10 protein-coding genes are annotated in these 9691 nt (G+C 67.4%); 4 read left to right on the plus strand and 6 right to left on the minus strand.

Translation table 11 applies throughout. The annotated features are described in order from the left end of the window. Entirely contained in the window at positions 1 to 1806 is a 1806-nt protein-coding gene (locus V7053_RS02630; RefSeq protein WP_334170711.1) for a proline--tRNA ligase, read from the minus strand. A 189-nt stretch (positions 1807 to 1995) separates the two neighbouring features. Here V7053_RS02630 and V7053_RS02635 point away from each other — a divergent pair, with 189 nt between their 5' ends. From V7053_RS02635 to V7053_RS02645, 3 genes are read left to right on the plus strand one after another with little or no spacing between them, the layout of a single operon-like run. Beyond that, the gene (locus tag V7053_RS02635; protein WP_334170712.1) at positions 1996 to 2790 is read left to right on the plus strand and encodes an ABC transporter ATP-binding protein; all 795 of its coding nucleotides are present in this window, start codon (positions 1996 to 1998) and stop codon (positions 2788 to 2790) included. Further along, complete coding sequence (locus V7053_RS02640; RefSeq protein ID WP_334170713.1) at positions 2787 to 3542, plus strand: ABC transporter permease; 756 nt, start codon at positions 2787 to 2789, stop codon at positions 3540 to 3542. Before V7053_RS02635 ends, V7053_RS02640 begins: the two co-directional genes overlap by 4 nt. A gap of 28 nt (positions 3543 to 3570) precedes the next feature. After that, complete coding sequence (locus V7053_RS02645) at positions 3571 to 4164, plus strand: TetR/AcrR family transcriptional regulator (RefSeq protein WP_334170714.1); 594 nt, start codon at positions 3571 to 3573, stop codon at positions 4162 to 4164. 4 nt (positions 4165 to 4168) lie between these two features. On the opposite strand, the gene V7053_RS02650 is transcribed toward V7053_RS02645, so the two are convergent. Genes V7053_RS02650 through dxr form a run of 5 tightly spaced genes read right to left on the minus strand, consistent with a single transcriptional unit; the run spans position 4169 to position 9072 of the window. Next, positions 4169 to 5050, minus strand: coding sequence for a GNAT family N-acetyltransferase (locus V7053_RS02650; RefSeq protein WP_334170715.1), 882 nt, complete (start codon positions 5048 to 5050; stop codon positions 4169 to 4171). Beyond that, positions 5004 to 6170 carry a flavodoxin-dependent (E)-4-hydroxy-3-methylbut-2-enyl-diphosphate synthase gene (gene ispG / locus V7053_RS02655; RefSeq protein WP_334170716.1) on the minus strand — a complete coding sequence of 389 codons (1167 nt, stop codon included), beginning with the start codon at positions 6168 to 6170 and terminating at the stop codon, positions 5004 to 5006. Before ispG ends, V7053_RS02650 begins: the two co-directional genes overlap by 47 nt. A gap of 25 nt (positions 6171 to 6195) precedes the next feature. Continuing rightward, the gene (locus V7053_RS02660) at positions 6196 to 6486 is read right to left on the minus strand and encodes a YciI family protein (RefSeq protein WP_334170717.1); all 291 of its coding nucleotides are present in this window, start codon (positions 6484 to 6486) and stop codon (positions 6196 to 6198) included. Positions 6487 to 6507: 21 nt separating this feature from the next. Further along, positions 6508 to 7842, minus strand: a complete 1335-nt coding sequence (locus V7053_RS02665) for a M50 family metallopeptidase (protein ID WP_334170718.1) — start codon at positions 7840 to 7842, stop codon at positions 6508 to 6510. A 24-nt stretch (positions 7843 to 7866) separates the two neighbouring features. Beyond that, entirely contained in the window at positions 7867 to 9072 is a 1206-nt protein-coding gene (gene dxr, locus V7053_RS02670; protein ID WP_334170719.1) for a 1-deoxy-D-xylulose-5-phosphate reductoisomerase, read from the minus strand. A 393-nt stretch (positions 9073 to 9465) separates the two neighbouring features. Between dxr and V7053_RS02675 the strand changes: the two genes are divergently transcribed. Then, positions 9466 to 9691 (plus strand): DUF6318 family protein (locus tag V7053_RS02675; RefSeq protein WP_334170720.1); only part of this gene is annotated, 226 nt, incomplete at its 3' end.

Here is a 9691-nt window from a genome sequence, read left to right on the forward strand (position 1 = left end):
TTACGCGTCGCCGCGCACGGCCCGCACGACGTAGTCCGCGACGTCGCCCACGGGAACGTCCTCAGCGGACCCCGAACGCCGGTCCTTGACCTCGAGGGTGCCGTTCGCGAGGCCCTTGCCAACGGCGACGATGGTCGGGACCCCGATGAGCTCGGCGTCCCCGAACTTGACGCCTGGCGAGACCTTCGGCCGGTCGTCGAGCATGACGTTCAGGCCACGGGACTCGAGCTCCGCAGCGAGCCGCTCGGCTTCGGCGAAGATCTCCTCGCCACGGCCGACGGCGACGACGTGGACGTCGGCGGGAGCGACAGCCCGGGGCCAGATGAGGCCCCGCTCGTCATGGTTCGACTCGGCGATGGCCGCTACGGCGCGGGTGACACCGATGCCGTACGAGCCCATCGTGACAGTGACCTGCTTGCCGTTCGCGTCGAGCACCTTGAGCTCGAGGGCCTCGGCGTACTTCCGGCCGAGCTGGAAGATGTGCCCCATCTCGATCCCCCGGGCGGTCTCGAGCGGCCCGGATCCGTCGGGCGCCTCATCGCCCTCGCGCACCTCGGTGCATTCGATGACGCCGTCCCAGCCGAAGTCCCGCCCGGCGACAAGTCCGTACACGTGCTTCCCGGGCTGGTTCGCGCCCGTGATCCACCGCGTGCCGGGAACGACGCGCGGATCCACGAGGTAGAGGAGTCCCGATTTTCCTTCAAGGCCCAGGAGCGCGTCTTCGGTATCGAGGCCCGGCCCGAGGTAGCCCTTGACGATGAGGGGCTGCGACTTGAGGTCCTCCTCGCTCGCAGCCTCGAGGCCGATCTCTCCGGCGACCGGCAGGAAGGCTCCGATGTTCGCCTCCACGCGCTTGAGGTCGACGGCACGATCGCCGGGGACCCCGATGACGACGAGCTGCTTCTCCCCGGTGGGGAGCTTGACGGCCAGCACGACGTTCTTGAGGGTGTCTGCGCCCGTCCAGCGCCGCTCGGGATGGGGGAAGATGGTCTGCGACGCCTCGACGAGGGTGTCGATCGTCGGGGTGTCGGGGGTGTCGAGGACCTGCGCCGCGGGCGCGTCGCTGTAGTCGACGGCAGCGGGGACCACAGTGGTCACAGCCTCGACGTTGGCGGCGTAGCCACCGGCGGAGCGCACGAACGTGTCCTCGCCGATCTCCGTCGGGTGGAGGAACTCTTCGCTCTTCGAGCCGCCCATCGCGCCGGCCGTCGCCTTGACGGGCACGACTTCAAGCCCGAGCCGCGCAAAGATCCGCAGGTACGCTTCGCGGTGCGCCGCGTAGCTCGCGTCGAGGCCTGCGTCGTCGACGTCGAACGAATACGAGTCCTTCATGATGAACTCGCGCCCACGCAGGAGTCCGGCCCTGGGACGGGCCTCGTCCCGGTACTTGTTCTGGATCTGGTAGAGGCTCAGCGGGAGGTCTTTGTACGAGGAGTACAGGTCCTTCACGAGGAGCGTGAACATCTCCTCGTGCGTTGGGGCGAGGAGGTAATCGGCGTCCTTGCGGTCCTTGAGCCTGAAGATCCCCTCCCCGTACTCGGTCCAGCGGTTCGTCGCCTCGTACGGCTCCTTGGGCAGGAGCGCCGGGAAATGGACCTCCTGGGCACCGATCGACGCCATCTCCTCGCGGATGATCTGCTCGACCTTGTGCAGCACGGCAAGCCCGAGCGGGAGCCACGTGTAGATCCCCGGGGCGGCCCGGCGGATGTAGCCGGCGCGGACGAGCAGCCTGTGGCTGGCCACCTCGGCGTCGGCCGGATCCTCACGCAGGGTTCGCAGGAACAAGGTGGAGAGTCGCAGGACCACGTGCGGCATCCGTTCTGGCGGTGAGCTGTGCGCTCGGGATGGAAAAGGTCAGCTACCAATGTATCCCAGCCGGGTCCGACCCGTTGACGGCACCGGCGGTCCGCCCTAGCCTGAATTCATCACTTGATGAATTCAGTGATGAGTTGATCGGGTGCGTGATGAATGTCCCTCCTCCGACCGGAGTCCGTCATGTCAGGGTCGCCTTTTGCCGCCACTGCCCCATCCCACGCGGCAGCTCCGCCGCCAGCGGTCGAGGCCGACCGCCTCGTCGTCCGGCTTCGCCGCACGGAAGTCCTCCACGGACTCGACTTCTCGGTCCCGTCGAGCCGCGTGACCGGGCTGCTGGGCCCTTCAGGGAGTGGGAAGAGCACACTCATGCGCACGATCATGGGCGTCCAGCGCATCGCGTCCGGGACACTCCGAGTCCTGGACAGGCCAGCGGGCTCCGCGGCCCTCCGCCCGCTCATCGGCTATATGACGCAGGACGCCGCCGTGTACAGCGACATCACGGTCCTCGACAACGTCCGCTACTTCGCCTCCCTGCACGGCCGGAGCCGCGCGGACGCCCGCGACGCCGTCGTCGCCGTCGGCCTCGCGGGCTTCGAGAAGCGCAAGGCCGCGGACCTGTCGGGAGGCCAGTTCAGCCGGGTATCGCTCGCGTGCGCGCTGGTCGGGCAGCCGAAGCTGCTCGTCCTCGACGAGCCGACCGTCGGGCTCGATCCCGTGCTCCGAGTCGACCTCTGGGAGAGGTTCCGCGCGCTCGCCGACGCGGGCACGACCCTCCTCGTCTCGAGCCATGTCATGGAGGAGGCGAGCCGGTGCGACTCGCTCCTGCTCCTGCGTGACGGGCACCTCCTGGCCCAGCTGACTCCGGACGGGCTGCGTGAGGAAGGCCAGAGCCAGGATCTCGAGCAGGCATTCCTCGGAATCATCCGGAAGGCCGAGCCTGGCTCCGCGAGAGCAGCGAAGGAGAGTGCAGCATGAACCCGCGCATGCTCGCCGCGACGACGGCGCGCGTCCTCAACCAGCTCCGGCACGACCCGCGCAGCATCGGACTCATCCTCGTCGTCCCGTCGGTGCTGCTCGCCGTCGTGTACTGGCTCTTCGAGAACGAGACGCTGCCGCCCGGGATGCCGCGCACGTTCGACCGGATCGGCCCGATCATGCTCGCGATCTTCCCGTTCGTCATCATGTTCCTGCTCACCTCGATCACGATGCTGCGCGAACGCACCTCCGGCACGCTCGAGCGGCTCATGACGACCCCGATCCACAAGGCCGACCTCCTGTTCGGCTACGGCATCGCCTTCTCGCTCATGGCGGCCCTCCAGTCTGTCGTCGCGACGGGTGTCGCGTACTGGATCTTCGGCCTCGACATCAAGGGCAACGCCGGCCTCGTGGTGCTCGTCGCCGTCGTCAACGCGGTCCTCGGGGTATCGCTGGGCCTCTTCTGCAGCGCGTTCGCCCGCACGGAATTCCAAGCCGTCCAGTTCATGCCGATCGTCGTCATCCCGCAGATCCTCCTCTGCGGGCTCTTCGTGCCGCATGCGCAGATGACGGACGTCTTCCAAGTCCTCTCGGACTGGATGCCGCTCACATACTCAGTCAAGGCCCTTCAGGAGATCACCGCCAACACTGACCCGACTGGCGAGATGTGGCGGGATCTCTGGATCATGGCGGGCGTGCTGTTCGGGATGCTGCTCCTCGCGTCGCTCACGCTGCGGCGCAAGTCCTCCTGAGCGGAAGCCCGATCATGGGGACCGGACGATGATGGCGCGGCCCAGGGGCCCGTCCGACCGCCGGGCAGCGATCGTCAGGGCCGCCACCCGGCTCTTCGCCGAGGACGGGTACGACGGCGTGAGCCTGCGGCAGATCGCCCGCGAGGCAGGCGTCGACGCCGCTCTCGTGCATCACTACTTCGACGGGAAGGAAGAACTCTTCGCGGCATCGGTCGCATTGCCGATGAACCCGGAGGTCCTCCTGAGCGGCATCGACGAGCAGGCCCTCGCCGAGCGCGGACGTTTCGTTGCCCGAGCGATCGTGCGCCTCTGGGAGGGCCCGCAGCGACACGCGCTGGCAGCCTTCTTCCGCTCGACGATCAGTTCGACGTCGCGCTCACGCCTCCTGGCCCAGCTCGTCCGCCGCCGCATCTTGGCGCGAGTCTCCGATGGCCTCCCGGGAGACGACGCCGAGCGCGAGCTTCGGGCTTCGATGGCTGCCTCACAGGTGGTGGGCTTCATGCTCGCGCGCTACATCGTCAAGCTCGAACCGCTCGCGTCGCTCCCCGCCGACGACGCCGAGCGGCTCCTCGCGCCGGCGATCCAGCGGCACCTCACGGGGCCGCTGCCCGGAGCCAGCTAGTGGCTCAGAACAGAACGGTCGCGAAGGTCCCCACGCGCTCGAAGCCGACCCGCTCGTAGCAGGCCTTCGCGCGCTCGTTGTAGTCGTTGACGTAGAGGCTCACGATCGGCGCGAGCTGGCGCGCGAAGCCCACGACGGCGGACATGCCGCCGTGGCTCAGGCCGAGTCCGCGGTGCGCGGGGTCTACCCACACGCCCTGCACCTGGCTTGCCGCCGACGACACCGCCCCGAGCTCCGCCTTGAAGATCACCTCACCCGCGTCGCCGAAGCGCGCCATCGAATAGCCCTGCTGGATGAGCTGCCGGACCCGACGGTAGTAGTTGTCGCTTCCCCCGGCTACCGGCGAATACCCGACCTCTTCCTCGAACATGGCGACGCAGGCCGGTGCGACGGCGTCGAAGTCATCGAGCGTCGTGATGCGCACGAGCGGGTCGGGACGAACGGCGGCTCCGCCCTCGATCGCCATGAGCGGCTGCACGGGACGGACCTCCCTGGCCTTGGGACCGCCCAGTCCCTCGTAGAGTGCGAGCGTCGGCTCGGCGGGCCCGAAGATCGAGGCGTAGCGCCGGTTCGCGCCGCGGATCACGTCGGCGAACGCGGGCGCAACATCCTCGTGCATGCCTACCGGGACGATGTTGGCACCGAGCCAGCACGCGCTCACAAGCCGCCCGTCGCCGTCGTACGCGCCGAGAATCTCGGCACCGCTCTGAGTTGGGGCAGCCGAGCCAGCAGTCAGGAGGTGGGCCGCGATGAAGACGTTCGCGACCGGATCGAGGGCAGCAAGCTCGCAGAGCTCGAGGGTATCCTCGTGCCCCAGCCTTCGGATCAGCGGGTCTCGTCTACGAGACGGTGACCACGGGGCCGCCCGCTGAAGCATCTTCGCCATCGGCCTCCCCCATCTCCTCGGCGATCTTCATCGCCTCTTCGATCAACGTCTCGACGATCTCGCTCTCGGACACCGTCTTGATGACCTCGCCCTTGACGAAGATCTGCCCCTTCCCGTTGCCGGAGGCGACGCCGAGATCAGCCTCCCGGGCCTCCCCCGGACCGTTGACGACGCAGCCCATGACCGCCACCCGGAGCGGGAACGTCATGCCCTCGAGGCCAGCCGTGACCTCTTCGGCGAGCTTGTACACGTCAACCTGTGCGCGCCCGCACGAGGGGCACGAGACGATCTCGAGGCGCCGCGGGCGCAGGTTGAGAGACTGGAGGATCTGGATTCCGACCTTGACCTCCTCGACGGGCGGCGCCGAAAGGGAGACGCGGATCGTGTCGCCGATGCCCCGCGAAAGGAGAGCGCCGAACGCCGTCGCCGACTTGATCGTGCCCTGGAACGCCGGGCCGGCCTCGGTCACACCGAGGTGCAGCGGCCAGTCGCCCTGCTCTGCGAGCAGCTCGTACGCGCGCACCATCACGACGGGGTCGTTGTGCTTGACCGAGATCTTGAAGTCGTGGAAATCGTGTTCCTCGAAGAGGCTCGCCTCCCAGAGGGCACTCTCCACGAGTGCCTCGGGAGTCGCCTTCCCATACTTCTTCAGCAGTCGCGCGTCGAGCGACCCCGCGTTGACGCCGATGCGGATCGAGGTGCCGTGGTCCTTCGCGGCCTGCGCGATCTCCTTGACCTGGTCGTCGAACTTGCGGATGTTGCCCGGGTTCACGCGGACGGCCGCGCAGCCGGCCTCGATCGCGGCGAAGACGTACTTCGGCTGGAAGTGGATGTCGGCGATCACCGGGATCTGGGACTTCTTCGCGATGATCGGCAACGCCTCGGCGTCGTCCGCCGACGGGCAGGCGACGCGAACGATGTCGCAGCCTGCGGCAGTGAGCTCCGCGATCTGCTGGAGGGTCGCGTTGATGTCGGTGGTCGGCGTCGTCGTCATGGACTGGACGCTGATCGGGTACTCGGAGCCGACTCCGACTGACCCGACGTGGATCTGCCGCGTCTTCCGCCGGGGGGCGAGCACGGGCGGCGGGGCTGCTGGCATTCCGAGGCTGACCGAAGTCAAGAGAACTCCTTGGTGAGGGATGTTTTCAGAACTGGGAGGCGAGGGGGCCTGACACCGGGTTCCACGCAACCGCCGACGATCCGGCGAGGAGGCCTTCGACAGCGAACGGGTCTTGGGCAAGCAGCGAGTGGAGTGCCTCGGCGTCGTCCGCTTTCATCAGCAGGAGCGCTCCCGTGCCGTCCTCGTACGGACCGCTTGCGAGGAGCTGCCCCTGATCGGCGATGGCAGCGAGCCACCCCCGGTGATCTGGGCGGACTTCGTCACGTCGGGCGGCTGTGGAGGCATCGTAGCGGTACTCAACGGCGAAGACGGTCATGGGTCCAGCCTATCCCTCCGCTCACCCGAACAGGTTCACGGGCTTGACGATATCGGCGTAGATGAGGAGAACGCTCATGGCGATGAGCACGCTCGCCACGGCGTACGTGAGCGGGAGGAGCTTCGCGATGTCGAACGGTCCGGGATCGGGGCGCTTGCGCCACGCCGCGATCCGACGCCTGATCCCCTCGTAGAGGGCCCCGGCGACGTGGCCGCCGTCGAGCGGGAGGAGCGGCACAAGGTTGAAGACGGCGAGCGCAAGGTTGACGCCGGCGAGAAGGCCGAACAACGTCGCGATGCGCGCCGAGAGCGGTACGTCCTCGAGCGCCGCAACCTCGCCCGCCGCGCGGCCGACGCCGACGACGCTCATCGGGCCGTTCGGATCGCGGGGTGCACTGCCGAACGCCGCTTGGGCCACGCCGACCACGCGTGCGGGCAGATTGACGACGACGACCGCGACCTGGGCGATGTTCTGGCCCACCGAGGGGAGCACCGACGTCGCCGGCTGGGGGGTGAGCGCCTGGCGCGCGCTGATTCCGACAAAGCCCGACTCAGTGGTCCGATAGCTGCCGTCCGCGTTCTTGACCGGCTGCCCGTCCGCCCCGTAGACGGTGACCGAGTTGAGCACCGGCGTGATCTTCAGGTCGACGTTCTTGCCGCCACGCTGGACGGTGATGCTCACGGTCTTGCCGGCCGACGCCCGAATCCACGAGCTCAGCTGGTCCCAGCCGGTCACTTCTCTGCCCTCGAAGCCCACGACCGTGTCGCCCGGCTGCAGGCCTGCCGCCGCGGCAGGCGTCTTCGTGCAGGTCGACGTGTCGGTTGTGCTCTGCTGCTGGTTGGCCGGAACCATGCACGCCGAGACGGAAGCGATCTGGTTCGTGGGTTCAGCGATGCCGAAGCCCATGAGGACAATCGCCGTGAACAGGATCCCGAGAAGGATGTTCATCGCCGGGCCGCCGAGCATGATGATGATCTTCTTCCACACCGGCAGCTGGTAGAAGAGGCGCCCGTGGTCCTCGGGCCGGACCTCTTCATGGGCCTGATCCCTCGCGGCTTCAGCGAGACCCTGGAACATGCCCGTGCTGGACTGCCGGACCGAACCGTCCCGCTGGTTCGGCGGGTACATGCCGACCATCTGGACGTAGCCGCCGAGCGGCAGCGCCTTGATGCCGTACTCGGTCTCGCCCTTGCGCCGCGACCACACGGTGGGGCCGAAGCCGATCATGTAGCGGGTCACGCGCACGTTGAAGAGCTTGGCGGGCAGCAGGTGCCCCACTTCATGGAGCGCGATGGAGACGGCGATACCGATCGCGACGAAGAGGACGCCGAGGATGAATAGCACGGTGGGGTTCACGAAAATCCTGTTCTGGCAGCTGGCTCAGCTTGCCAAACGCTCGTGAGCACGCTTCCGTGCCCACTCTTCGGCCTCGAGCACGGATTCCACAGTCATTTCCGAGGAACCTCCATGCTCCGACAGCACCGATTCGACGGTGTCAACGATATCGAGGAAGCCGATCCTCCCGGAGTGGAAGGCTTCCACGGCTTCTTCGTTGGCCGCGTTGAAGACCGCGGGATAGGTACTCCCCTGCTTCGCGGCGTCTCGCGCCAGATCGACGGCGGGAAACGCGCTCACGTCGAGCGGCTCGAACGTCCATGCTGCAGCCTGGGACCAGTCACAGGGGCTGGCAGCGTGGGGAACGCGTTCTGGCCAGCCCAGACCGAGGGCTATGGGGAGCCGCATATCTGGCGGCGATGCTTGGGCGATCACCGAACCGTCAGTGAACTGAACCATGGAGTGCACTACGGACTGCGGGTGCACGACGACGTCAATCGCCTCGAGTGCGACATCGAACAGGAGGTGGGCCTCGATGAGCTCGAGACCCTTGTTGACGAGCGTCGCCGAATTCGTCGTGACGACCCGGCCCATGTTCCACGTCGGGTGGTTGAGCGCCTCCGCCGGGGTGACGTTCCGCAGTTCCTCCCGGCTGCGGCCCCGAAACGGGCCGCCCGACGCGGTAAGGATAAGGCGATCGACCTCATCCGAGCGTCCGGCGCGGAGGCACTGCGCGATCGCAGAATGCTCCGAGTCGACCGGCACAATCTGCCCCGGCGCCGCGGCGCCCGTCACGAGCGCGCCGCCTACGATGAGGCTTTCCTTGTTCGCCAGTGCGAGCGTCGCCCCAGAGGCAAGCGCCGCGAGGGTTGGAGCCAGGCCAATGCTGCCCGTGATCCCATTGAGGACGACATCAGCCCGCCCGTTCGGCCCGTGCCACTCGGCAATCCGGGTCGAAGCTTCTGGGCCGGCGAAGAGCTCAGGCGCGTAGTCCGGGACGCCTTCTGCCTTCGCCGCACCGGCGATCAGGCTGCGTAGTTCGTCCACGCTGCCCTCTGCAATGCCGACCGCCTCAGCTCTTGTTCGCACCGCTTGGAGGGCAAGCGGACCAAGGTTGCCGCCTCCGGCACTCAGGGCCGTCACACGGAAGCGATCCGGGGCGCCGTCGACCACGTCGATGGCCTGGGTACCGATGCTGCCCGTAGAGCCGAGGATGATCACTGAGCGCTGCTCGGAGGCCGGGTTCTGCATGGAACCAGTAAACCTCACGGAGGCCGGCCTTCTCCTCGCCTCAGTGCCGCCAGCCGTTGCTACTGTCGCGGAAACTGCTCGGCCTACTTGTCGCTCTTGCTTGCTGCGCACTGCACCCGTCTGAGGGCTTCGCGCCCGTGTGAGGGCCTCAGCACAACTGATTTGGGGGATCTCGTGACACTGCGCCGTTCGATGACTTGTTCTCTGCTGCTCCTCTGCTTGGCGGGTCTCTTCGGTTGTGGGTCTCCCCCAGAAGCCGCAGGGACCGCGTCCTCCCCCGGTACCGGCTCGGCCACCGCTGCAGCGCCAAGCCCTTCGACCGCGATTCCCTCACCCGATCCGCGCCCAACGCCCGCAAGCTCACGCGGGCCCGCCCGCAACATGGCGCCGCCTGTGTTGCCCGATGCAGCGAAGCAGAACACGAAAGAGGGGTTCGAGGCGTTCACGCAGTATTGGTTCGACACAATTACGTACGCTCTCGAAACGGGAGACAGCACCCCTCTGCGGGAAATCTCGCTGCCGGACTGCAAAATGTGCAACGGCTATATCTCAGACACCGAAAAAGTCGCAAAGGGAGAAGGATGGCATGTCGGGCCGCGATGGACAATCTCGTCCTTTA

Origin of the sequence: Sinomonas sp., assembly GCF_036848755.1 — a bacterium.
GTDB lineage: Bacteria > Actinomycetota > Actinomycetes > Actinomycetales > Micrococcaceae > Sinomonas.

Coding starts and splice junctions, on each gene's coding strand:
- V7053_RS02650 (WP_334170715.1), bottom strand. CDS start 5,050: ATGGCGAAGATGCTTCAGCGGGCGGCCCCGTGGTCACCGTCTCGTAGA.
- V7053_RS02645 (WP_334170714.1), top strand. CDS start 3,571: ATGATGGCGCGGCCCAGGGGCCCGTCCGACCGCCGGGCAGCGATCGTC.
- V7053_RS02635 (WP_334170712.1), top strand. CDS start 1,996: ATGTCAGGGTCGCCTTTTGCCGCCACTGCCCCATCCCACGCGGCAGCT.
- dxr (WP_334170719.1), bottom strand. CDS start 9,072: ATGCAGAACCCGGCCTCCGAGCAGCGCTCAGTGATCATCCTCGGCTCT.
- V7053_RS02640 (WP_334170713.1), top strand. CDS start 2,787: ATGAACCCGCGCATGCTCGCCGCGACGACGGCGCGCGTCCTCAACCAG.
- V7053_RS02660 (WP_334170717.1), bottom strand. CDS start 6,486: ATGACCGTCTTCGCCGTTGAGTACCGCTACGATGCCTCCACAGCCGCC.